This is a genomic window from Pedobacter changchengzhani (assembly GCF_004354365.1).
GTDB lineage: Bacteria > Bacteroidota > Bacteroidia > Sphingobacteriales > Sphingobacteriaceae > Pedobacter > Pedobacter changchengzhani.
Genome location: NZ_SJCY01000006.1, coordinates 144,092 through 169,176 on the forward strand (window position 1 = coordinate 144,092; position 25,085 = coordinate 169,176).

Here is a 25,085-nt window from a genome sequence, read left to right on the forward strand (position 1 = left end):
TTTATCTACTTTAGCGAAATTGAAATGATTTGTAATAATTGTTATCTTGCAAGCTGATTATTGCAAATAAAACCAGTATCCTTCCACAGAAATAAGTAATTTACAGCCAATAAATTAATCAATGGTAATTTAATGACTTTTAACGAAGACTCTCGCGTAAAAATACCCACCATTCTACATTTTATTAGATTGGGTTATGAATACGTTTCTTTAAGAAACCAAGTCTGGAATATTGAGAACAATATCTTCCCCAATATCTTTGTTAATAGCATTTGTAAAATTAACCCGGAGATAACGAAAGCAGATGCGCTTAGGTTATTGGATGATGTATCACTTTGTTTGGAAAACGAAGATCTAGGTAAATCATTCTTCGAAAAGATGATTGCTAAGTCAGGTATTAGGTTAATTGATTTTGAGCGGTTCGATAATAATACTTTTAACGTGGTAACCGAGTTGCCGTGCAAAAAAGATGATGAGGAATTTCGTCCTGACATTACATTGTTGATTAATGGGATGCCTTTGGTTTTTATTGAAGTTAAAAAGCCAAACAATCAAGATGGTATCTTAGCGGAGCACAAACGCATTCAAACCCGCTTTCAAAATAGTAAGTTCCGAAATTTTATTAATATCACCCAATTGATGGTTTTCTCCAATAATATGGAGTATGACGATAGTTCGCCAGTGGCTATTGAGGGGGCGTTTTATGCAACACCTTCTTATCAGAAGCCGTCTTTCAACTATTTTAGAGAGGAAGATATATTTGATTTGAATACCATTTTATCAGATGTTGATGAGGCAATCGAAAATTTTATACTTAAGGACAATAACCTGGTCGGCATAAAAAATTCCCCTGAATTTTTAACCAACAAAAATCCAAATACACCTACCAATAGAATTTGCACTTCACTGTTTCAAAAGGAACGTTTAAAGTTTATGTTGCAATATTCCATTGCTTATGTTAAAACCGCTACAGGTTTAGAAAAGCACATTATGCGTTATCCGCAACTTTTTGCGACTAAAGCGATAGAGGCTAAGCTAGAAAAAGGGATTAAAAAGGGGATAATTTGGCACACACAGGGAAGTGGTAAAACTGCCTTGGCATATTATAATGTAAAATACCTGACTGATTATTTTCAAACTAAAAAAATTATTCCAAAATTCTATTTTATTGTAGATCGTTTGGATTTATTAGTTCAGGCAGGAAAAGAATTTAAAAGTAGGGGCTTAGTAGTTCACAATGTTAACTCAAGAGAAGAGTTTGCGAGAGACATCAAGTCAACTAGTGTTATTCATAATAATTTAGGGAAAGCTGAAATCACAGTAGTCAATATCCAAAAATTTCAAGACGACCCAGATGTGGTTAGAAATACCGATTATCAGCTCAACATTCAGCGTGTCTATTTTTTAGATGAAGTACATCGAAGCTACAATCCCAAGGGTAGTTTCTTGGCCAACCTCAACGAGTCGGATCCCAATGCAATAAAAATTGGTTTGACAGGCACCCCGTTATTGGGAACGGATTATAATTCAAAGGCTTTATTTGGCGATTACATTCACAAATATTATTATAATTCTTCCATAGCTGATGGTTATACTTTAAGATTAATTAGGGAAGAAATTGCGACCAGTTACAAGTTAACTTTAAAAGCAGCTTTAGCAGAAATTGAGATATTAAAAGGTGATGGCGATAAGAAAATGGTTTATGCGCATCATAAGTTTGTCGAGCCAATGCTGGATTATATTATCCAAGATTTTGAAAAGGCTAGAATTGCCATGAATGACAATACGATTGGCGGTTTAGTTGTTTGTGATTCTTCAGAACAAGCCAAAAAGCTTTACGAAATATTCGAATCAAAGTATAACCGGAGCATTTTTGCTGAAGAAACACTTTTAATGGCAGCCGAACCAGCTGTAAGCTATGGCAGTAAAATGAAAATAGCAAGTAAAGTAAAAACCGCTGCGGTAATTCTACACGATGTTGGTACTAAAGATGAGCGCAAAAATAAAGTTGAAGAATTTAAAGATGGAAAGATCGATTTTCTATTTGTTTATAACATGCTCCTTACTGGTTTTGACGCCCCTCGATTAAAGAAACTTTACATTGCCAGAGTAATTAAAGCGCACAACTTATTGCAAACTTTAACCCGAGTTAATAGAACTTATAAAGATTTTAGATACGGGTACGTGGTCGACTTTGCTGATATTCAAAAGGAATTCGACAAAACCAATCTTGATTACTTTAACGAATTGCAATCAGAATTAGGGGATGAAATGGAGCACTATTCCAACATCTTCAAGTCGCAAGAAGAAATAGATGCAGAGATTAATGAAATAAAAGAAGTTTTGTTTCATTTCGATACTTTAAATGCAGAAATTTTCTCTCAACAAATCACACAAATTAATAACCGTAGTGAAATACAACGGATTGTTAAAGTTTTAAATAACGCCAAAAGTTTATATAACCTCATCCGTTTGGCTGGTAATTATGAATTATTAGAAAAACTCGATTTTCAAAAACTCAGTATCTTATCTCGTGATGCAAATAACCGCCTGGCACTTATAAATGCCAAAGAGGCGTTAGAAGGCAATGTCGACACTTCAAATCTTTTAAACATTGCGCTAGAAGATGTAATTTTTGCTTTCGTGAAGGTTAAAGAAGGAGAAATGGTTTTAGCAGATAAATTGAAAAATATTTTACAGAAAACCAGAGAGATGCTTGGTGGTAATTTTGATCAAAAAGCACCCGAATTCATTTCATTAAAGGAAGAATTGGAACGCTTATTCAAAAAGAAAAATTTGAATGAAGTGACCAAGGAAGAAATGGAAAGCAATATTAAGGATTTAGATAAGATATATCTCGATGCAAAGGAACTAAACCGAAAAGACCAGCTGTTAAGAGCCAAATATGATAATGACGAAAAATATGCTCGGCTCCATAAACGCTTAATGGAGAAAAATCCGCTTACGGATAATGAAAGCAAGTTGTTTGAAGCATTACAAGGTTTAAAAAGAGAAGTAGATGCAAAGATTATTCACAATTCTAAAATTTTAGAAAACGAAAGTTTTGTAGAACAATTGATGTTCAGATTGGTGATTGATCAATTTAAAAATAAGCAAAAGATCCAACTTGATGCAGCGACGACAAAAAGGATTAACGGAATGATTGTAAAGGAATACATGAATGAGTTTCACGGCAAAGTAGCTTAATTATGGATACGAGAGAAATACTTATTTATCAAAATCCAGACGGTAATATCAAAATTTATGTTCGTTCAGAAGAAACCGTTTGGCTTACACAAAACCAAATGGCATTGTTGTTTGGCAAAAAAAAATCTACAATTAATGAGCATATTCTAAATGTTTATGCTTAAAATGAATTGGTTGAAGAAACAAGTATTAGAAAAATCAGAATTTCCGATTTTTCTACCAAACCAACTAATCATTACAATCTTGATTTGGTAATATCTTAAAAATTATAAATTTAATAACATGAGCACTTATTCTCAAATTTACATTCAAATTGTGTTTGCTGTAAAAAATAGACAGGCATTAATATCCACATCGTGGGAAGAGGAATTGTATAAATATATAACCGGAATTGTTCGGAATAAAGATCAAAAAATGTTGGCTATTAACGGTATGCCAGATCATATTCATATTTTAATTGGAATGAAACCTACTTGTTGTCTGGCTGACTTAGTGCGTGAAATTAAAAAGTCTTCCAATAATTTTATAAAAGAGAAAGAATTTACGAAACACAAATTTGAATGGCAGGAAGGTTATGGTGCATTTTCGTACAGCCATTCGGCGTTAGATAATGTGATTGCTTATATTTCAAATCAAAAAGAGCACCATAGAAAAAAGAGTTTTAAAGAAGAGTATCTTGAATTTTTAGAGAGTTTCAATATTGATTTTAAAGAAGAATATTTATTCAATTGGATAGAATAGATTGTGGAAATAGACATAGTGAAAGGTAAATTAAACCTTGATTATAAAATTGCTGAATACCAATATAAAAAAGTGAATAATATAAAAAAAGACCCAGAATGGGTCGAATGTTTATAGCATAAATTTTGAAACGAGATATGCGACCCCGTTGGGGTCGAACAAAACAGAGTTGGATTTTATAAACATTTAACCCCGCTGGGGTTATAACAACAGTTTATATAAATACATAAGTTGAATTAACAAGACACAGAATGGGTCAAATGTTTATAGCATAAATTTTAAACGAGATATGCGACCCCGTTGTGGTCGAACAAAAATAGAGTTGGTTTTTTATAAACATTTAACCCGGTTGGTGTTAAAAAACCAGCTTGTGTGATTACATTGGTTGAATTAACAAGACCCAGAATGGGTCAAATGTTTATAGCACATTTCGATAGGAAAGAATACGACCCCGTTGGGGTCGAACAAAATAGAGTTGGATTTTATAAACATTTGACCCCGCTGGGGTTATAACAACAGTTTATATAAATTGGTATTGGTTGAATTAACAAAGATCCAGAATGCGTTAAATGTTTATAGAAAAAATTTACAATAAAGGAATGCGACCTCATAAGGTTATAACAACAGTTTATGTAAACCCGCACTGGTTTAATAAAAAAAGACCCAGAATGGGTCAAATGTTTATAGCATAAATTTTAAACGACATATACGACCCCATTGGGGTCGAACCAATGCGAGATTTGATTTTTATAAACATTTAACCCCGCTGGGGTTATAACAACAGTTTATATAAATTGGTATTGGTTGAATTAACAAAGATCCAGAATGCGTTAAATGTTTATAGAAAAAATTTACAATAAAGGAATGCGACCTCTTAAGGTTATAAAAACAGTTTATGTAAATCCGTACTAGTTGAATAAAAAAAGACCCAGAATGGGTCAAATGTTTATAGCACATTTTGATAGGAAAGAATACGACCCCGTTGGGGTCGAACAAAACAGAGTTGGTTTTTTATAAACATTTAACCCCGCTGGGGTTATAACAACAGTTTATATAAATTGGTATTGGTTGAATTAACAAAGACCCAGAATGGGTCAAATGTTTATAGCGTTTTATAAACATTTAACCCCGCTGGGGTTATAGCAACAGTTTATATAAATTGGTATTGGTTGAATTAACAAAGATCCAGAATGCGTTAAATGTTTATAGAAAAAATTTACAATAAAGGAATGCGACCTCTTAAGGTTATAAAAACAGTTTATGTAAATCCGCACTAGTTGAATAAAAAAAGACCCAGAATGGGTCAAATGTTTATAGCATAAATTTTAAAGCAAGATATACGACCCCGGCGGGGTCGAACCAATTCGATATTTGTTTTTTATAAACGTTTAACCCCGCTGGGGTTATAAAAACATTAAATTAAAAAATTAAAAAAATAACATGACCACCACAATACAGTTCGAAAAGCAAACCAAAAACCTCATAGACGATTTAAAATCCGTGTGTGCCAATTACGGTTTGGGAAACGACGGAAACGAATTCAAAATTATTACCCAAGTATTTTTATACAAATTTTTGAACGATAAATTTGTTCACGAAGTAAAACAGCTCGACGAGAAAATAGCTAAAGCCGATAATTGGGAAGCTGTGCTAAAATCGTATAATGACGATGATTACGAAATGCTTTTAATGGAAATGAGCGAAAGTACCGCCCGTTTGCAACCCAAACATTTTATCTCGAGTTTATTCGATCGGCAGAACGAAGCCAACTTCTCAGACATTTTTGACAACACGTTACTAGATATCGCAAAAGAAAACAGCGACCTATTCTCGGTGTTAACAGAAGGTGGCGAAAAGATTGTTTTGTTCGAAAACATTAGTAAGTATGTAACCGACAAGCGGGATGATTTTTGCCGAGCCATTATCAACAAGCTGATTAACTTTAGCTTTGAAAACATCTTCCACGAGAAATTTGATTTTTACGCAACCATTTTCGAATATTTAATTAAAGATTACAACACCAACAGTGGCGGTAAATACGCCGAATATTTTACGCCACATGCGGTGGCCAAAATTATGGCCCGTTGTTTAGTCAATGAAAACGTAAGCAATGTTACCTGTTACGATCCATCAGCAGGCTCGGGTACGCTTTTAATGAATTTGGCGCACCAAATTGGCGAAGATAAATGCACCGTCTATTCACAAGATATTTCTCAAAAATCATCCAACCTGTTGCGACTAAATTTGATACTGAACGATTTAGTCCATTCTATCCCGAACATTGTAAAAGGGAACACCATTTTAGATCCTTACCACAAAGATAAAAACGGCAGACTACAACAGTTTGATTATATCGTTTCTAACCCGCCATTTAAATTAGATTTTTCTGATTATGTGGCCGATTTAGACAGTAAGGAAAACCACGAACGTTTTTTTGCAGGCATGCCCAACATACCAAAAGCCAAGAAAGACAGCATGGCCATTTACCCTTTGTTTTTACAGCACATTATGTATTCGCTCTCAAATAAAGGGAAAGCTGCCGTTGTAGTGCCTACCGGTTTTATTACTGCGCAAAGCGGAATAGAGCGTAAAATACGCGAAGAAATGGTAGAACGTAAAATGTTACGAGGCGTAGTAAGTATGCCTTCTAATATTTTCGCCACAACCGGAACAAACGTTTCCATTCTCTTTTTAGATAAAGAAAACAAGAAAGGCGACATTGTATTAATGGATGCTTCTAAATTAGGTACAACCGTTAAAGAAGGCAAAAACCAAAAAACGCTTTTATCTACCCAAGAGGAAGATGATATTATTAACATATTTAACCAACACGTTGCCAAAGAAGATTTCTCAGTAGTGGTTTCTTATGAAGATATTAAAGCGAAAAACTACAGTTTAAGTGCAGGGCAATATTTTGAAGTGAAGATTGGGTATATAGATATTACCGCAGATGAATTTAAGGCCAAAATGGAAAGTTTTGAAAATAATTTGAATGCATTGTTTGCCGAGGGAAATTTATTAGATGTGGAGATTCAAAATCAGTTGAAGGAGTTAAAATATGTTTAAGAGCATTAAGCTTAAAGATATTTCTAGAACTATCGGAAGTGGTGTAACTCCATTAAGAAGCAATGCTGATTTTTGGGTAAAGGGAACAATTTCTTGGCTTAAGACGGAACAATTAGGTGAGCATAAAATCTACGATACTACCGAAAAAATCACGGAATTTGCAGTTAGAAATACATCTATTAAAGTTTTTCCAAAAAATACACTTTCCATTGCGATGTATGGGGAAGGACGAACAAGAGGGAATGTTTCTATATTAAAAAATGAAATGACAACTAATCAGGCTTGCTGTAATATTGTAATTGACGATACGAAAGCAGATTATGAATATGTATATTATTTTCTAAAAACTCAATACCAAAAATTAAGAAGTTTATCGTCTGGTGTTCGAAAAAATCTGAACTCAAACGATATCAAAGAATTCGAGGTTAAAATACCAAAAAGTTTATTAATCCAAAGACAAATCGCCTCAGTTCTTTCTGCTTTAGATTCAAAAATAGAACTTAACAATAAAATTAATATGGAGTTAGAAGCGATGGCTAAAACGCTTTACGATTATTGGTTTGTGCAGTTTGATTTTCCCAATACAGAAGGTAAACCTTATAAATCATCAGGTGGCGAAATGGTTTATAATGAAGAATTAAAGAGAGAGATACCGAAGGGTTGGGAGGTAAAAGATTTATTGAAAATCGCCTCTTTTACTAATGGTTTAGCTTGTCAAAAATTTCGGCCAACAAATGAGAATTATCTGCCTGTTATTAAAATCAGAGAAATGAATGATGGCATTTCTATTAATACAGAAAAAGTTTCAACTGATATACCAGAAAAATATATAGTCCAGAATGGCGATGTGCTTTTTTCTTGGTCTGCAACTTTAGATGTTAAGATCTGGACTGGCGGAATAGGAGCACTTAATCAGCATATATTCAAAGTTAATTCTAAAGTATATCCTAGGAGTTTTTACTATTTTCAATTACTAAATTATTTAGAACATTTTAAAATGATGGCATCTTTGAGGAAAACCACGATGGGGCATATTACTCAAGACCATCTCAAAGAAAGTCGAATTGCATTACCTCCATTAAATTTTATTGAAAAGTTAGATTCGATTCTAAAACCTGTTATTGGAAAAATTATTCAAAATAAAATACAAAACCAAGAACTCGCTAAATTAAGAGACTGGCTATTGCCAATGTTAATAAATGGGCAGGTAACAGTTGGAAATAATGACTACGTTGTGGAGGATTATTTGGGTATGGCTGCGGCGGGGGAGGTTGAATACAAATTAAATAAAATAGGCAAACATGGCTAGCAAAAAAGAAGACTTAGAAAACTATTTGAGATTCCTACAAAATCTAACTGAGGATTTAAGCGATTATCAAGCAAGAAGTGGAAAAAATAAAACAATTAGGGATAAAGAAACCTCGAAAATCTCTCATGCAGTTACAAAATTTGACAGATATCTTCAAAATAATAAAGGGCTATCAGATTTACTCTTTGAATATCACGGAGGTAATGAATATGGTTATGACGAAACGTTAAGTTTTAAATATATTGTAAGAGATGTTTCTCGATTTATGGGTTTTCTTAAAGAAAAATTAGCAATAAATGAGTGATTATACAGAAGCTTTTAAAGACTTTTTCTTAAAAGTTGTTTTGCCAAATAAAACCTCTTACACAGCCTTTTTTAACAAAAACAATTTTGATACAAGAATTGATATTCTTTTAAAAACGTACAAGAAGTCTTTTGGTTTTAATCCTTTTGAGGTGATAGATGTAACTCAAACGATAAAATTAATAAAGGAAAACTCAAAAGTAAACGAAAATGATTTTAGATCTTACAGCGAAGCAACAGGAAGTGGTGTGCCGGCCGCAATTATTTCTTTGCATTATATAAATTTTCTATTCTATTTTAATAGAAAACTATTATTTAATTCCTTACAAGATTTTATTGATGAAGTCCATAATACAGATTATTTAAAGGGCTTTATTCAGACGTTCCGAGAATTTAGAAGGGTTATGGCAGGGCAATCAAAAATTGTCAATAAAGAGATTTTATTTGGTAAGGTAAGGGACCAATATTGGTCTATAAATTTAGGCGCAGAAAAGGAAATTCAATATCATATTCATCTATCAAATAATAAAATTAAATACGGTTTAGGCTTTAATTTGCAAGCCTCTCAAAATAATCATGATCCAATTTCAAACGTAATACCATTTAAAGATGCTTTTTATTTAAATAGAAGTGATATTGACTCATTTATAATTGATTATGTTTTCTTTGGTAATGATGAAGAAAATTTAAAGAATTTAGTCTATGGTGCGTTTTCGCTGTATGGTAAGGAGATTGAAGTTAGTAGTACAAAAAAAGAAAATGAGTTCGAAGTAAATGGGCTTAAATTTCTTGAGCTTTTATATGACCTTAAAAACAAACAATTTAAAGCATATAAATATATTTATGAGAAATCTAAATTGCCAATTAACCAATTAAAATTTGAGAAAAGTATAATGGATATAAAAAGTCTAATACAGTATAAAAAGCAGGTCATTTTACAAGGCCCCCCAGGCACTGGAAAAACAAGAGAAGCAAAAATCATTGCAAATATGATGACCAATCTCCCGCAAGAATTTTCTACTGAATATTATAGCTCTGTTTTAACTGAGAATCTACAACTAGCAACTAAAGAAGGATACTCTTTTTCGATTAGCAAAATTGTGCCAAAAGAAAACCGATTATCTGTTTTGGTTGCTTCGGGAGGGAAATCTTATTCTATAAATTTTAATGAAATCACAAAATGTGTTGAAGGTAAAGCATGGTTGGATTCTGTTAAGAAATGGGATGCTTCAGGAAATGGTTCGTATTCTGTTATGATTGCCAAATACGTTTATGAGGAGTGGCAAAAGTTTAAAAAAGAAAACGATAAACAAGTTAAGATTATTCAATTCCATCCATCTTATACTTATGAAGATTTTGTACGAGGAATTTCAGCGAAGCCAAATGAAAGTGGTGAAGGTGTCTTATATAATGCTGAAAATAAAGTATTAGCCTCGTTTGCCAAACTTGCTTTAGATAATTATTTATTTTCCAAAGGTGTGAAAAAGCAGGATTCAACTTTTCAAAACAAATTAACCTCGTTAATAGAAAATATTACCGCAAACTTCGACGATGGGAAAGAATATTTATTTGGTGATAAAAGTAAAGGACAGATTATAGCTGTAAAGGAAGATGGGTTTTTATACAGTTTCCCTAATCGCCCAGACATAAAGTATAAACTGCTTTTTGGGGATTTAGAGAAAGTCTATCTTACAAAAGAGAACATTAATAAACCTATTGATTTAAGAGATTTAGAGTCAGAAATTGGGCTTGCTATGAAAGGTAAGTATCCTTATTACTACATGTTGTTAAAGCAATTGGAGGCTATCAAGGATGGCGAAATTAAAGACAACCAGAAAACGGAACTGAAAAATTACGTACTTATCATAGATGAAATCAATAGAGCTAATCTTTCTTCAGTATTAGGTGAATTAATTTATGCGTTAGAGTATCGTAACGAAGAGGTAGATAGTATGTATGAAGTAGCGGGTTCTAATAAGTTGGTTTTACCTCCTAACCTTTACATCATAGGTACAATGAATACCGCAGATAGGAGTGTGGGGCATATTGATTATGCGATAAGGAGACGTTTTGCTTTTGTGGATGTTTTGCCTAAGAAATTGGAAGATAATGAGATTGTATTCCATGCTGACTTATTCAAAAAAGTTGCGGAATTGTTTATTACGAATTATGATGAATATGTTTTGAATGATTCAACTCCTTTAAAAAGATCAAGTGATTATCTTTCTGCTGAATTTGAACCAAAAGATGTATGGTTAGGTCATTCTTATTTTATCCAAAAGAAAATAAAGGATGATGCTGAAAATGAGATTCTTGGACCTTCTGATTTTAGCGTAAGAATTAAATATGAAATTGTTCCTATTTTAAATGAATATGTAAAAGATGGGGTTTTGAATAATAGCGAAGCTACACTGAAAAAGATTGAGGAAATTGCAAATTTCAAAACTTCATAATTCTTGGTATGGAGATTACACTTTTTGAACATGGTAAATTAGGCTGTTGTCCTTTTCTTGATAACGGTAAATATCAATTCGAGAAATACGAAAGAATTGAGGCTAGACTATTCCCATCTAAAAGAAACGATCAAAAATGTTTCAAAATAATTGTAGGTTCCAATGCTCTGCATCTATCTGCAAACTATTATATAGGTGTAGATTGGTTAATAGAAAATGAACATTTTATACAAGTAAAACCTAAATTAAATAAAGCAATTCTTGATAGGTTTAATAACGAGGTAAACAAACTAGAAACAGAATTAAAATATGGTAATGAAATAGAACAAATACCTGATAATTTAAATTTTGAAGCTAATTACAAGGAATTGGATTACCTAAAAATTTTATTAGATGCTTTTAAACATTCCGTTATAGCAGAACATACCAGAGATTTAGTTTTTATTGATTGGAATGCACCCGAAATAGAGATACAGCAAAAAGATGATGCTTTAACACCTTTTTTGGTGGTTCAGTTTTTAAATATGCTCAAACATATTGTCAGAAAAGGTTTAAAGAAATCTTATTATAAAGTCCAGGAGAATTTAAACAATAGGATAAAAGGGAAAATATTAGTCGGCACAAACATCAAGCAAAATGTTTTAAAAAACCGATTAACAAAAACATATTGCGAGTACCAGCAATTTGGAATAGACCATAAAGAAAATCGTTTTCTAAAAAAGGTGCTTTACTACTGTAGCAATTATGTAAACCAAAACGCTGGCTTTTTTGCAGGTAATCAAAAGAGTTTAGAACAGCTAATCAGCTATTGCAAACCCGCTTTTGAATTGGTTAGCGATGAAACCGAAATTACGGCATTAAAAAACATCATACACAATCCATTTTTTAAAGAGTATAAAGAAGCCATTAAAATTGGCGAATATATTTTAAAACGTTTTGCCTATAACATTAGCAATACATCTGCGAGCAAACAAATTAAGACTCCGCCTTTTTGGATCGATATGCCTAAATTATTTGAGCTTTATGTTTACCATCATTTGTTGTCAGCATTCAGTGCAAGTGAAGTTAAATTCCAGTTTTCTACTTATGGCAATATTTTAGACTTTTTGATTACTAAAGCTGGCCAAGAAATGGTAGTGGATGCTAAGTATAAAATGAAATACCGTAGCAGTCAAATTCATGAGGATATTAGGCAAGTGGCTGGTTATGCTAGGTTAAATAAGGTTTATGAAGCGTTGAAATTTGATGATTGTAATGAGAATATTGATTGCTTAATTATTTATCCGAGCAACGAGGTGCTGAAAGATGATTATAAATTCAAATGCGTTTTAAATGATAATAGTGCTATAAAGGCTTACAGACAAGTTTATAAAATTGGGATTCCAATGCCGTATATTTAGGTTTACCTAAACCAAATAAAGATGCCTAAACACAATGTATTCGTTGATCTACCAAGGAGAGAACTTGGCAAAATAGATGTTATTTTCGAAATTTTTCAAGATGAGGGAAAATTCGGTGAAATACGTATTTCTAAAGGTGGTTTGGATTATTATCCAACTAATGCAAAGAAACCGATCAAAATCAATTGGACTAAATTTGATGAAATGGTAAAGAATCTCTAATTTTTAACTAACCAACTTTGGAATCTCTAAAACAAATAAAAGCCACTCCAAAAACAGGAGCGGAGTGCATCAGCAATGATGGCGACCAAACCAATTATAGCTTGTTAGATTTTTGGCGTTGGAGCGTTTCTGATATTTTAAGTAACGCCACACGTGGTCGATTTGCAGAGTTTATTGTTGGCACGGCTGTGGGTATTAATCCGCTAGATTTACGTGATGAATGGGATGCCTATGATATTACTTCGCCCAGCGGAATTAAAATTGAAGTGAAGTCGGCAGCATATATACAAAGTTGGAATCAAAAAGCATTTTCTAAAATCTCGTTTTCTATCAAGAAGGCGAGATTTTGGGATGCGATTAACAATATGCGCAATGGAGCGCCACAAAGACACGCTGATGTTTATGTGCTTTGCCATTTAAAGCATCAAGACCAAAATACCATCGATCCGTTAAAAATGGAACAATGGGATTTTTATGTTTTGCCAACCATCCGTTTAGATAATTATACTCGAAGTCAACATTCGATAACCCTAAATTCATTAAAGAAATTAGTTGAGCCAGTCGCTTATAAAGATTTAAAAATGGAGATAGAAAAAGCTTATGGCCAGCAAAAAACACCTATCTAAACTTACGCACGAAGTCAATGAACATCCACCTCATTAAAACCACCGAATATCCACTCGGAAACTACAAGCAAGTTTTAGAACTGTTGCGAAGCTTTACTGGTCCGATGAAATTTTTATCGCCGATTGATCGCGTACCCACAGATGATGAAGATGCTCAAAATGCCGCTTTGAATTGGGATGGGAATAACGAGCTAGTACTTGAATGTTTTGAACATCGCTTAAGCACGGTAAATGAATTGCCGGAGGACTGGCGTGCTTTCTTTAAACGCTGTTCGAATTATCGGAGAAATAATGCCGTTGGCACTTCAGATTTTGTGATGCTGTTAACAGAACAGCGGAATTTGGCCAATTGGTTCAGCATGTTCGATGGTAAAAATAATGCCTTTATTGATTGCGCAGATTGGGAGTATTTCACGAAGTCGCCCAGTACCTATCCAATTGCTTATGAGGTAGTAGCAAATGTACTGCGTACCATCATGTGTCCCAAATTGACGTTGCCCAATCCTTATTTCCATAAACAGACCATTGGCTGCATCAATGATTTATGCATGAACAAATCGGAAATATCCATCAAATTACGCACAGCAGATGTTTGTCCAGTTTGCGTGGAGCGTTTAAACGAGCAGGGTATTGATGATCGAGTTTTAGATCAATGCATTGGTATTATTGAAGGGATTAGATCGCAATTATTGTTTAGAGAAGGCTCTCGGCGCCCGCGACAATTGAGTGAAATTAAGTTAACAGATAACAACAAATTCTATTTTACGGGATATGGTAATTTGGAATTGAAACTTTTTCCTTTGCAAAAAGTGCTTTATGCATTTTATTTAAATCACTTAGAAGGTGTCCGTTTAAATGAGTTGAGCGACCACAAAGCAGAACTTTTGTATTGGTATCGCAAATTTTCTAATGCAGATACGAATGCGCAAATCAATACCCGAATTGCTGATTTAATCAATCCAATTGGATCATCTTTTAGTGAGAAAAAATCATCACTAAATAATAAAATAAAAGCATTGCTTGGTGAAAATCTGGCTCAACAGTATAAGATTGGTGGAGAATCTGGCGAAGTGTTTAAAATAAATGTCGATCGCCATTTGGTTGTTTTACCAGAGGACCGAAGTCTTACCTACGCTTAAATAAAAGGTTATGTAACCTGAGTTGTAGAGTTGATTCTCAAAGTTATTCCAGGTTCATTATGACTTTGGAATGCCGTCATGCTGTCCCGATTTTACATCGGGATCAGCATCTTTCTCGCTATAAAGACCCTGATCCCGATGCATCGGGACAACGAATGGACGAACATGGATGTCATTCGAGTTTTTAAAATCAACCAGCATTATCATTCACACACTACAAGCTTGTAGAGATTCAATTATAGACCCTGTTTTCCTGACTTTTGACTTATAAAATAAAAAAGACATGGAAAATTCAATTACAGAAATCATCTGCATCATCGACAAATCTGGTTCGATGGATGCCCTTAAAAATGAAACCATTAGTGGTTTAAACAACTTCATTAAAAGTCAGCAAGCGGAAGAATCTGCCTGCAACTTTTCACTGGTTCAGTTCAATCAAGAATTAAGTCCTACGATTGTCCGCAGACCGATTAAACAAGTGGCAACTTTGCAACCGAATGATTATCAACCCAACGGCTACACTGCATTATACGATGCATTGGGTATCACGCTTAAAAAGGCAATGGAAACCATCTTTACCCTCCCTGCAGAATTGAGACCTAATAAAATGATGGTATTCATTATCACCGACGGATTGGAAAATGCCAGTAAACATTATTCGAAAGCTTTCGTTCAAGATCTGATTTCGAAATTAACCACAAACAACAAATGGGAATTTGAATTTTTTGGGGCGAACATCAATTCTTTCGCAGAAGCAGAAAATATAGGTGTTGCTAGAGATAAGGCAAATAATTGGGAGTTTAATAAAAATGGAGTAGATGGCATGATTAATACCATGTCGGAAAAGGCTTCTGCTTTTAGAAAGGAGAATTACTAATCTAATCAATTGAAATGTTTTGCTTAAGAAATTGTTTTAAATTGCATCAATGCCGTAACCCTAAAAATACAAAAGCCCCTCTTGTTCCGAGAGGGGTTGGCATGATGCTTTAAACACTTTTGCCCCTTTACTTGTTCTTATCCCATGCGCAAACTCGATCAAGAATTCTACAATCACGATACTTTAACCTTGGCTAAACTTTTACTAGGTTGTGAACTCGTACATGAAACTGCAGCAGGCATAACCTCCGGTATTATTGTAGAAACAGAAGCCTATTTAATTGATGATCCAGCTTGCCACGCTTACCGAAAGCAAACTCCTCGAAATGCTGTGATGTTTGGTCCAGCTGGAAATTTATATGTCTATCAAATTTATAACCATTACAATTGTATCAATGTGGTTAGTGGCAAGGAAGGTGTTGGGGAGGCCGTGCTGATTCGAGCGTTAGCGCCGAAAGAACACATTGAGTTAATGACGACCCGCAGAAATGAGGCTTTCAAAACTGGTTTTGCCCGCTTCCGCAATAACGTGATTGGTTCCAATACTGCAAATGGTTTACAAAACCTCACCAACGGCCCAGCAAAATTAACAACCGCAATGGGCATCACTAAAGCTAATCATAATGGTGCATCACTCATTAATAGTGCTATTTTTATCCGTAAATCGAGGTTAAAAAATTTCGAAATAATTACCACCACTCGCATTGGCTTAACAAAAGGAGTTGATTTGCCCTACCGATTTTACATTAAAGGGAATGAATTTGTGAGTAGAAAATAGGCGAGGAGCAAATTTATAACCTAAGGTAAGTGCTTTTAAAATTCTTCGGTTTTTTGATTTTGAAATACCTCGATACAGTTTTTTAAAATATCCTTAACAATTTCTGCTAAATTTGAAACACTTTATGATGCAATTAAGAACAGTTAATGTAACAAGATATGTTACGCCGCTTAGAGAAGGTGGTTCTATGCCGGCAATTGCCGAAGCGGATGATAACTTTCTGTATGTTTTAAAATTTAGGGGCGCGGGGCAGGGCCCAAATGCTTTAATAGCAGAATTGATAGGTGGAACACTTGCCCGCCATTTAGGTTTTCGTATGCCCGAATTGGTTTTTGCCAATCTTGATGAAGCTTTTGGCAGAACGGAACCCGATGAAGAGATTCAGGATTTGTTGAAAGCGAGCGTAGGTTTAAATCTCGCATTGCATTATTTATCGGGTGCCATCACTTTTGATCCTGCGGTAACAACGGTGGATGCGCATTTGGCATCGCAAATTGTTTGGTTAGATTGCTTTTTAACCAATATGGATCGAACTTGTAGAAATACAAACATGTTAATTTGGCATAAAGAGCTTTGGTTAATCGATCATGGTGCTTCTTTATATTTTCACCATTCATGGCAAAATTGGCAAGCGCAAGCAAAACGTCCTTTCTCTTTGATAAAAGATCATGTTTTATTGCCTCATGCATCGATGTTAGAAATCGTTGACACAGAATTTAAGGCGCTAATAAACGAAGATATTATAGCAGAAATAGTTAATTTAATACCTGATGAATGGTTAGGTAACGAAGATTTGTTTCCGACAACACAAGCTTACAGGGCGGCTTACATGGAATTTCTTACAATCCGGTTGGCACATTCTAATTTATTTATAAAAGAGGCAATTGATGCAAGATCATTACTTATTTGAGTACGCAGTAATTCGCGTTATGCCTAGGGTGGAGCGTGAAGAATTTTTAAATGTTGGCGTGATTCTCTACTGTGCAAAACAAAATTTTTTACGGATGATGTTTGTGATAAACGAAGATAAATTCAAATTTTTTGCACCCGAACTAGATTTACAAGCATTAGCACAAAATTTATACTCGATACAACGTATTTCAGCAGGTGACAAATCTGCCGGATCCATTGCGATTTTAGATATGGCTTCGAGGTTTAGGTGGTTAACTGCAACGCGAAGTACGGTTTTGCAGTGTTCAAAAGTACATCCAGGTTTTTGTAAAGATGCAAACACAATGTTAATGCGTTTGCACACCGAATTGGCACTATAATTGTTGTTACAGGCTTAGGTTTGGTTTTAATGCACTTTTACACTTAAATTGTTTCTTTTTAGAACTTTTTAACACTTTAAATGTCTTAAAGCCATGAATTTTAAATTTTAAATACATAAACATGAAAACAATTACAAAAATTATGGCTTCGGTTGCAACTACAGTTTTACTGTTCGCCGCAACAAATTCTAACGCACAAACTACTACGCCAATGATGGAAAGTGGAATGGGTTTCAAAATCGGTGTAGGTGCTAGCATTGGTACTTTCCAAAAGCCTTCTCAACTTGATTACGGTTATGGTGCTGATTTGAAATTACAATGGGATTTAACGCCTTACGTTGCAGTTACAGCTTCTGGTGGTTACACAAAATTAATGGCTAAAACTGGTTTTACTGATGTTTCTTTCATTCCTGTTTTAGGTGGTGTTAGAGTTTTCCCTATCGGAAGAATGTACATCGCTCCTCAAATTGGTGCTGGTTTCGCAATTAAAGATGGTTCAAAAACTAATTTAATTTATGCAGGTGGTGTTGGTTACGAATGGAAAAACGGAATTGATTTAGGTGTACGTTACGAAGGTTACACTAATAACAGTTCTTCTCCAACTTATTTCAAGAAAACTGGTCAATTTGCAGTACGTTTAGGTTACAACTTCAAATTGTAATTACCCAATATAAATTATTAAAAAGTCTCGATGAAAATCGGGACTTTTTTTGTTTTACCCCAAAATTTTACTATTTTAAGCCTTAAACTAATTATTATGAAATCACTGTTCGCAATTTTAATTTTGGTGGGTTTGCTTTCCTGCAATCAGGCTGAAAAAAAGTCCGTCTCACAAAAAGATTCTACTAATAAGGATGCAGTAAACAATAATGCAGTAGTGTTAAAGGATAGTAAATTAGCCGCTATTTACAGTTCGTATATTGCGCTCAAAGATGAATTAGTAAAATCTGATTCAACTTCGGTAAGCGAAAAAGCATTGGCATTGAGCCAAAATTTGGCTGGTTTTGAAGGTTGCGAATCTACGGTAGCAACAGCCAAAATGCTTTCTGTTGCGCATAGCTTGAAGGCGCAACGAAAGGATTTTACGGCAATCAGCTCCGATTTAGTTGCGTTGTTTAAACATGCCGATGTGGCGAAAGGAACAATTTATGTGCAACATTGCCCAATGGCCAATAAAGGCGATGGTGGCGATTGGTTATCATCAAATAAAGATATTCAAAACCCTTACTACGGTGATGAAATGTTAAACTGTGGTTCGGTTACCGAAGAAATCAAATCAAAATAGAAAAGTAGTTATTATCGTTACGTGTATTTGACGTTTTATTGATATTTATTTATCGAATTTACTATGCATGTATACTAATTTTATATAATTTAGAACATTAGAAATACAAAGGAATAATATGTCGGATATTGCAGAGATTAAGCTTGATGGTAATACAATAGAACTACCAATAATTACAGGAACCGAAAATGAAAAGGCGATCGATATTTCGAAGCTAAGAGATTTAACCGGTTACGTAACATTGGATACAGGTTTTAAAAATACGGGTTCTACTAAAAGTAAAATCACGTTTTTAGATGGTGAAAAAGGAATATTAAAATATAGAGGTTATTCTATTGAGCAACTTGCAGAAAAATCTAGTTTTTTAGAGGTTTCTTACTTAGTTATTTACGGCGAATTGCCTACGCAAGCACAGCTTGATGATTTTCAGGGAGAAATTAGTAAGCATACGCTGATTCACGAGGATATGAAAAAATTCTTCGATGGTTACCCTTCCCGTTCTCATCCAATGGGACAGTTAGGTTCGTTAATCTTTTCTTTATCAACCTTCTATCCAGATTGTTTAAAGCCAAACCAAACTGCTGAAGAACAAAATCAAACGATAATAAAATTATTGGCTAAGTTGCCTACTATCGTAGCATTTATTTATAAAAAATCATTAGGTCATCCGCTTATTTATCCTAAAAATAAATATGATTATGTCACTAATTTCCTTTGGATGACATTTGGTCAGCGTACCGAAGATTATACCGTAAATCCAATTGTGGTTAATGCAATGAATCAGTTGCTTATTCTACATGCAGATCACGAACAAAATTGCTCGGCTTCAACCGTTCGTATTGTGGGCTCATCTGACTGTAATTTGTATGCCTCGGTTGCTGCGGGAATTGCTGCTTTATGGGGTCCACTGCATGGTGGTGCGAACCAGGCCGTTATTGATATGCTCGAATTAATTAAAGCAGATGGTGGCGATACGGATAAGTGGATAAATAAAGCAAAAGATAAAAATGATCCTTTCCGTATGATGGGTTTTGGTCACCGTGTTTATAAAAACTTTGATCCAAGAGCTAAAATTATTAAGAAAGCTTGCGATGATATTTTAGAGAATTTAGGTATCGATGATCCAATTTTGGATATTGCTAAAAAATTAGAAGCGGCTGCTTTAACCGATCAATATTTCATCGATCGCAAATTATACCCTAACGTCGATTTTTATTCGGGTATTATTTACCGTGCTTTAGGCTTCCCATCTGAAATGTTTACGGTATTATTTGCTTTGGGGCGCTTACCAGGATGGATTGCACAATGGAAAGAAATGCACGAAAACAAAGAACCGATTGGCCGTCCGCGTCAAATTTACGTTGGCGAAACCGATAGAGAATTTGTGGAAATTGGGGATAGGAGTTAGTGAAGAGGAAATAGCAAATAATTAATTTCATAAATTAAAATGCCCTTAGCGAAATGTTAAGGGCATTTTTTGTTTATCGGTTTTATAAGTTTTTAAGCTCTTCGTATTTCCCACTTGCCTGCCGGCAGGCAGGCGCAGGTATGAATGCTAATGCAAAAAAGAAACCTATGCTCTTTTTAAGATTCCCTATCGAGTAGAGAATGACGATTAACTCTATAAAACGCTCGTCATTCCCACTTGCCTGCCGGCAGGCAGGCAAGTGGGAATCATAATGCAGAAGGAATTATCCCAAATCCACTAAATGCTTTAATGATTAATTGCCTCAATCGCTTTTTCTTCTGCTTGTGTATGTTTGTGTTTAAATAATAACGCAAAAAGAATTGTAATTACCAGTGCATAAGCTGTAAAAGACAGCCAGATGCTATGCCAGTCTTTCATGTGAATAGCTTTATCAAACACGCCGTTATTTAAAATACTAACACCTTGGCTTTTAATAAACGTGAGTAAATGGCTATTTGTAGGCACCGAACCCACAAATTCTGAGATGGATTGGGTATTGGTAAATGTTTTGGTGAAATATTTATCGATCAACCATCCAGAAACCAAACTACCAAAAACAGCGCCAAATCCGTTGGTCATCATCATAAACATCCCTTGGGCAGATGAACGTGTTTTAGCTGTAGTTGAGGTTTCTACGAATAAAGAACCAGAGATATTAAAGAAATCGAATGCCATTCCATAAACCACACACGATAAAATAATCATCCATAGATTTTCTGATGGGTTGCCGTAAGCAAAGAAACCGAAACGGAATACCCATGCAAGCATTGCTATAATCATCACCCGCTTAATGCCGAAACGTTTGAGGAAAAATGGTATCGCTAAAATAAATAACGTTTCGGATACCTGCGATATCGACATGATAATTGTAGAATAACGCACTACAAAAGAATCAGCATATTTCGGAAAATTTTTAAATTCATCTAAAAATACATCTCCGTAAGCATTTGTTAATTGCAAAGCACCGCCTAAAAACATCGAAAAAACAAAAAATAAAGCCATTTTGTAATTGGCAAAAAGCTTAAAGGCTTCCAAACCTAAAGTTTCCATCATGGATGCCTTTTCTGAAATTAACTTCGTTGGTTTACATTTCGGTAGCGTAAAAGAATAAATCCCTAATAACAAGGCCGCTATACCTGCAATATAAAATTGATTTGCGCTGGCTTTATTTCCCGTTAGGTTGGTAATCCACATGGCGGCTATAAAACCAACTGTACCCCAAACACGAATAGGAGGAAAGTCTTTAACTACATCTAAATTGCCAGATTTTAATGTGGTGTAAGATATAGAATTGCTTAAGGATATTGTGGGCATGTAAAAACACATCGCCAACAAAATAATCCAAAAAAATTCGCTCGGACTAGAAACTTGTGGAAGGTAAAATAAAACACCGGCATATAAAATATGTAATATACCATACAATATTTCAGCGTTAACCCATTTATCGGCAATAATTCCGGTTATGGTTGGCATAAATAATGATGCGAAACCCATGGTTGCGAAAATTGCACCGAATTGAGTTCCATCCCATTGTTTGGTACCGAACCAATAATTGGCAATAGTAATTAGCCAAGCGCCCCACACAAAAAATTGCATAAAGCTCATTACAGTTAAGCGAAACTTAACGTTCATATAATATTATATTTAGTTTATTAAAGCAAAGGTTGAATATAGAACTATTTCGAAGTAAAATATAGAATTTGCATTAAAATAGTTCAATTTGTTATGTAACATTTACAGCTAAAAGATTTAAGATCAAAAAGAGGCTGGTCTCAAAATAACAAGTCGATAAAATATAAGGGAATTAAATTTGGCGTTATCGTCATGGTCAGCTCGTTTCGATAGCTATCGGAAGGGCATGCTAATGCTTTAGTAGGTAGCTATTTTGGCTATGCAATAGTAGTAAGATTCCCGCTTGCAGCAGGCAAGCGGGCATGACGATTTTACAAGATATTATGTTGCGAATTAGATCTAAAAAGTGATTATCAAACCACGTCTTTCAATTATTTTAATATGAACGAAAAATTACTTTTTAATCAAAATTTAAAAGATAACCTACTGATTTTAAGCTTTATTTCTACGGTTTAATTCATCCCTTAATCTAGCTGCTTTTTCATAAGCTTCTTCTGCAATTGCCTCTTGCAGTTTTTGTTGTAAATCTTCTGTACTTAAATCCACAAATCCCTGACTTTTAGATGCTGTTGGTAAGCTATCTGCATCTGGCTCTTTGGCAATACTATCTAGATTTTCTAAAAATAATAGATCATTTCCTTCAATCACAATACCAGCAGTAGATAAAATGAACTCGTAAGTATAAATTAACGATTTGAAACGTACAGCGAGTGCAATGGCATCCGAAGTACGCGCATCAATTTCGTGTACGGCGTTTCCATCACTGCAAATCAGCTTTGCGTAAAATACACCATCAACTAAATTGTAAATGATAATTTCATTAATAGTAATGTGAAAGGTTTCGGCCATCGATTTAAACAAATCGTGAGTTAGTGGCCTACTTGGTGTCATTTTTTCAATTTCTATAGCAATGGCTTGCGCTTCAAAAGCACCAATTATAATAGGCAACCTTCTTCGGCCATTAACTTCGCCTAAAACAAGTGCATAGGCGCCAGATTGGGTTTGACTGTAAGATAAACCTACTATATCTAATTTAACTTTCTTCATATATTTAGAACTGTTAAACTAGCCCATCGCAAAAGAAAGCAACAGGCATAATTTAACAAATTATTTTATGCTTTATGTGCTTTTAAAGCTTCAATTAATTTTGGTACAATTTCAAATGCATCGCCAACAATTCCGTAATCAGCCACTTTAAAAAATGGTGCTTCAGGATCTTTGTTAATCACAACAATAACTTTCGATGAACTTACACCAGCTAAATGCTGTATGGCGCCCGAAATACCGATTGCAATATATAAATTAGGACTAATTGATATGCCTGTTTGGCCAACGTGTTCAGAATGTGGTCTCCAATCCGCATCACTTACTGGTTTAGAACAAGCGGTAGCAGCGCCAAGCAAATTAGCTAATTCCTCGATCATTCCCCAATTTTCGGGTCCTTTTAAACCTCTACCTGCTGAAACAACAAGCTCTGCATCGGGCAAAGAAACTTTATCCGTTGCACGAACAATTTCCTTAATAACTGTTGCTAAGTCTGATTGTTTTATAGCTGCACTAAAGTTTTCTATTGTTGCATCAACAGCGTTTTCTTTAACTCCAAAAGCATTTGGGTTTAAGGCAATTACTTTATTGGTTGATGTTAGTTCGGTTATGGCAAAGGCTTTTCCGGAGAAAGCTGTTTTCTTAACAGCGAATTTCCCATCGGTAGATGGTAATTCTACCGCACCATCTATCAATCCTGCCTTAAGTTTTACTGCAATTCGTGGTGCTAATCCCTTGCCAGAGAAAGAGTTGGATAACACGATAATATCAGCTCCTTCTTTTTCTGCCGCATCTGCGATAACGCTTGCGTAAGCTTGGTTAACAAAACTGACCAACTGCTCAGCATTTACGTTTAATACTTTTGATGCACCGTATTTGCCCAATTCTTTCAATTCACTTTCGGCAACGTTACCAATTGAAATTGCAGTTAAAGTGGTTGATTGTTGATCGGCAATTGCTTTGGCATAAGAAACAGCTTCGAAAACCGATTTCTTAAATTTACCTTCTGCTTGTTCTACATATACTAATACTGACATATCTTTATTCCTTATAGGATTTTAGTAAAATTTAACATTTATAAAAGTCCCCTTTAGGGGATTTATTGGCTTATATAACCTTCGCTTCGGTGTGCAATAAATTAATTAATTCAGTTGCTTGATCTGCAGGAATAAGCTTTACCGTTCCGCGTGGTGCCGGTGTTTCATACTTCACTATTTTTGCCACTTCTTCTACAGCCACCGCATCAACAACGGTTAAAGGCTTGCTTCTTGCGCTCATAATGCCACGCATATTCGGAATTTTCGCTTCGGCTACGCCTTCAGCACAACTTGCAATAAATTTTCCTTTAACGGTTACAATTTCCTTTCCACCCTCAATTTCTCGTTCTAATGTTGCGGTATCACCATCAATAGCTAGTTTTTTAATAATTGATATAGATGGAATATCTAAAAATTCGCCAATCATGGCAGCCACTTGGTTACCATTATAATCGATAGATTCTCTACCAGTTAAAATGAGGTCATAATCTTTATCTTTAGCATACTCCGCAATTTGTTTAGCCACAAAATAAGCATCTCGTGGAGAAGCATTTACCCTAACCGCATCATCTGCACCAATCGCTAATGCTTTTCTAATGGTTGGATCGTTGCTTGCTTCGCCAACATTAATAACAGAAACCGTTCCTTTGCCACCTTCGGTAAGTTCGATGGCTTTAGATAATGCAATTTCATCATAAGGATTAACAATATATTGCACACCCGCTGTATTGAATTCGGTATTATCGTTGGTAAAAGTTATTTTTGTAGTTGTGTCTGGCACGTTACTGATACAAACTAATATTTTCATAATTTATTAGGTTTAATATATAAGGTCTTCGTGCAAATTTAATTAAAAAAGCAAGTAAATAAAATGTCATCAACCCGATTAAGCAAGTTATTATCGTTTTTAGTAGATACCCCAAACGATCCATTTATACTATATGCCTTAGCCACAGAGTATAACGCTATAAATGATAAAGAAAAAGCATATTCTTTTTACCTAGAATTAACCGAGAAACATCCCGATTATGTGGGAACATACTATCATTTGGGTAAATTATATGAAAAAGACAGTCAAAAAGAGAAGGCTATTGAAGTGTTTACAAAAGGAATGGAAGTGGCTAGAAACAAAAGAGATATGCATGCTTTCTCAGAATTACAAGGTGCCTTTAATTCGGCTTCTGGCCTAGATTATGAAGATGATTAAACCAAAATCCCTTTGATGTCT

Annotated in this window: 23 protein-coding genes; 19 read left to right on the top strand and 4 right to left on the bottom strand. The window is 34.6% G+C overall.

Going from position 1 to position 25,085, the window contains the following annotated elements:
- Positions 1–132: 132 nt before the first annotated feature.
- The 18 genes from EZJ43_RS10425 (at position 133) to EZJ43_RS10510 (ending at position 20,084) form a co-directional block, all read left to right on the top strand.
- Positions 133–3,207 (top strand): type I restriction endonuclease subunit R, encoded by a 3,075-nt coding sequence (locus tag EZJ43_RS10425; protein ID WP_133262652.1) that lies wholly within the window; start codon positions 133–135, stop codon positions 3,205–3,207.
- Between the two features lie 2 nt (positions 3,208–3,209).
- A complete protein-coding gene (locus EZJ43_RS17350) occupies positions 3,210–3,371 on the top strand; it encodes a hypothetical protein (RefSeq protein WP_207924610.1) in 162 nt (53 codons plus the stop codon).
- Between the two features lie 118 nt (positions 3,372–3,489).
- Positions 3,490–3,948: an IS200/IS605 family transposase gene (tnpA, locus tag EZJ43_RS10435; RefSeq protein WP_133262653.1), complete on the top strand. Its 459-nt coding sequence runs from the start codon at positions 3,490–3,492 to the stop codon at positions 3,946–3,948.
- Positions 3,949–5,388: 1,440 nt separating this feature from the next.
- The gene (locus EZJ43_RS10440; protein WP_133262654.1) at positions 5,389–7,014 is read left to right on the top strand and encodes an HsdM family class I SAM-dependent methyltransferase; all 1,626 of its coding nucleotides are present in this window, start codon (positions 5,389–5,391) and stop codon (positions 7,012–7,014) included.
- A complete protein-coding gene (locus EZJ43_RS10445) occupies positions 7,007–8,323 on the top strand; it encodes a restriction endonuclease subunit S (RefSeq protein ID WP_133262655.1) in 1,317 nt (438 codons plus the stop codon). Before EZJ43_RS10440 ends, EZJ43_RS10445 begins: the two co-directional genes overlap by 8 nt.
- Entirely contained in the window at positions 8,316–8,627 is a 312-nt protein-coding gene (locus EZJ43_RS10450) for a hypothetical protein (RefSeq protein WP_133262656.1), read from the top strand. Before EZJ43_RS10445 ends, EZJ43_RS10450 begins: the two co-directional genes overlap by 8 nt.
- On the top strand, positions 8,620–11,079 hold the full coding sequence (locus tag EZJ43_RS17355) for an AAA family ATPase (RefSeq protein ID WP_207924611.1): 2,460 nt from the start codon (positions 8,620–8,622) through the stop codon (positions 11,077–11,079). The genes EZJ43_RS10450 and EZJ43_RS17355 overlap by 8 nt, the downstream gene beginning before the upstream one ends.
- A gap of 8 nt (positions 11,080–11,087) precedes the next feature.
- Entirely contained in the window at positions 11,088–12,479 is a 1,392-nt protein-coding gene (locus tag EZJ43_RS10460) for a 5-methylcytosine restriction system specificity protein McrC (RefSeq protein WP_133262657.1), read from the top strand.
- Between the two features lie 21 nt (positions 12,480–12,500).
- Positions 12,501–12,701, top strand: a complete 201-nt coding sequence (locus EZJ43_RS10465) for a hypothetical protein (protein ID WP_133262658.1) — start codon at positions 12,501–12,503, stop codon at positions 12,699–12,701.
- A 17-nt stretch (positions 12,702–12,718) separates the two neighbouring features.
- Positions 12,719–13,327, top strand: a complete 609-nt coding sequence (locus EZJ43_RS10470) for a hypothetical protein (RefSeq protein WP_133262659.1) — start codon at positions 12,719–12,721, stop codon at positions 13,325–13,327.
- 17 nt (positions 13,328–13,344) lie between these two features.
- Positions 13,345–14,466, top strand: a complete 1,122-nt coding sequence (locus EZJ43_RS10475) for a hypothetical protein (RefSeq protein ID WP_133262660.1) — start codon at positions 13,345–13,347, stop codon at positions 14,464–14,466.
- A 283-nt stretch (positions 14,467–14,749) separates the two neighbouring features.
- Positions 14,750–15,343 (top strand): vWA domain-containing protein, encoded by a 594-nt coding sequence (locus tag EZJ43_RS10480; RefSeq protein WP_133262661.1) that lies wholly within the window; start codon positions 14,750–14,752, stop codon positions 15,341–15,343.
- A 144-nt stretch (positions 15,344–15,487) separates the two neighbouring features.
- A complete protein-coding gene (locus tag EZJ43_RS10485; RefSeq protein ID WP_133262662.1) occupies positions 15,488–16,120 on the top strand; it encodes a DNA-3-methyladenine glycosylase in 633 nt (210 codons plus the stop codon).
- Positions 16,121–16,244: 124 nt separating this feature from the next.
- Positions 16,245–17,030, top strand: coding sequence for a HipA family kinase (locus EZJ43_RS10490; RefSeq protein WP_133262663.1), 786 nt, complete (start codon positions 16,245–16,247; stop codon positions 17,028–17,030).
- Positions 17,008–17,391, top strand: coding sequence for a DUF3037 domain-containing protein (locus tag EZJ43_RS10495; protein ID WP_133262664.1), 384 nt, complete (start codon positions 17,008–17,010; stop codon positions 17,389–17,391). Before EZJ43_RS10490 ends, EZJ43_RS10495 begins: the two co-directional genes overlap by 23 nt.
- A 121-nt stretch (positions 17,392–17,512) precedes the next feature.
- Entirely contained in the window at positions 17,513–18,052 is a 540-nt protein-coding gene (locus tag EZJ43_RS10500) for an outer membrane beta-barrel protein (RefSeq protein WP_133262665.1), read from the top strand.
- A gap of 96 nt (positions 18,053–18,148) precedes the next feature.
- Complete coding sequence (locus tag EZJ43_RS10505; RefSeq protein ID WP_133262666.1) at positions 18,149–18,676, top strand: DUF3347 domain-containing protein; 528 nt, start codon at positions 18,149–18,151, stop codon at positions 18,674–18,676.
- A gap of 118 nt (positions 18,677–18,794) precedes the next feature.
- Positions 18,795–20,084, top strand: coding sequence for a citrate synthase (locus EZJ43_RS10510; RefSeq protein ID WP_133262667.1), 1,290 nt, complete (start codon positions 18,795–18,797; stop codon positions 20,082–20,084).
- Between the two features lie 306 nt (positions 20,085–20,390).
- On the opposite strand, the gene EZJ43_RS10515 is transcribed toward EZJ43_RS10510, so the two are convergent.
- The 4 genes from EZJ43_RS10515 to EZJ43_RS10530 form a co-directional block, all read right to left on the bottom strand.
- Positions 20,391–21,776: a nucleoside permease gene (locus EZJ43_RS10515; RefSeq protein WP_133262668.1), complete on the bottom strand. Its 1,386-nt coding sequence runs from the start codon at positions 21,774–21,776 to the stop codon at positions 20,391–20,393.
- 432 nt (positions 21,777–22,208) lie between these two features.
- A complete protein-coding gene (locus EZJ43_RS10520; RefSeq protein WP_133262669.1) occupies positions 22,209–22,823 on the bottom strand; it encodes a bifunctional nuclease family protein in 615 nt (204 codons plus the stop codon).
- A gap of 65 nt (positions 22,824–22,888) precedes the next feature.
- Positions 22,889–23,857, bottom strand: a complete 969-nt coding sequence (locus EZJ43_RS10525; RefSeq protein WP_133262670.1) for an electron transfer flavoprotein subunit alpha/FixB family protein — start codon at positions 23,855–23,857, stop codon at positions 22,889–22,891.
- Between the two features lie 70 nt (positions 23,858–23,927).
- Positions 23,928–24,665 (bottom strand): electron transfer flavoprotein subunit beta/FixA family protein, encoded by a 738-nt coding sequence (locus tag EZJ43_RS10530; RefSeq protein WP_133262671.1) that lies wholly within the window; start codon positions 24,663–24,665, stop codon positions 23,928–23,930.
- A 63-nt stretch (positions 24,666–24,728) separates the two neighbouring features.
- Here EZJ43_RS10530 and EZJ43_RS10535 point away from each other — a divergent pair, with 63 nt between their 5' ends.
- Positions 24,729–25,064, top strand: coding sequence for a tetratricopeptide repeat protein (locus EZJ43_RS10535; RefSeq protein WP_133262672.1), 336 nt, complete (start codon positions 24,729–24,731; stop codon positions 25,062–25,064).
- Positions 25,065–25,085 lie beyond the last annotated feature (21 nt).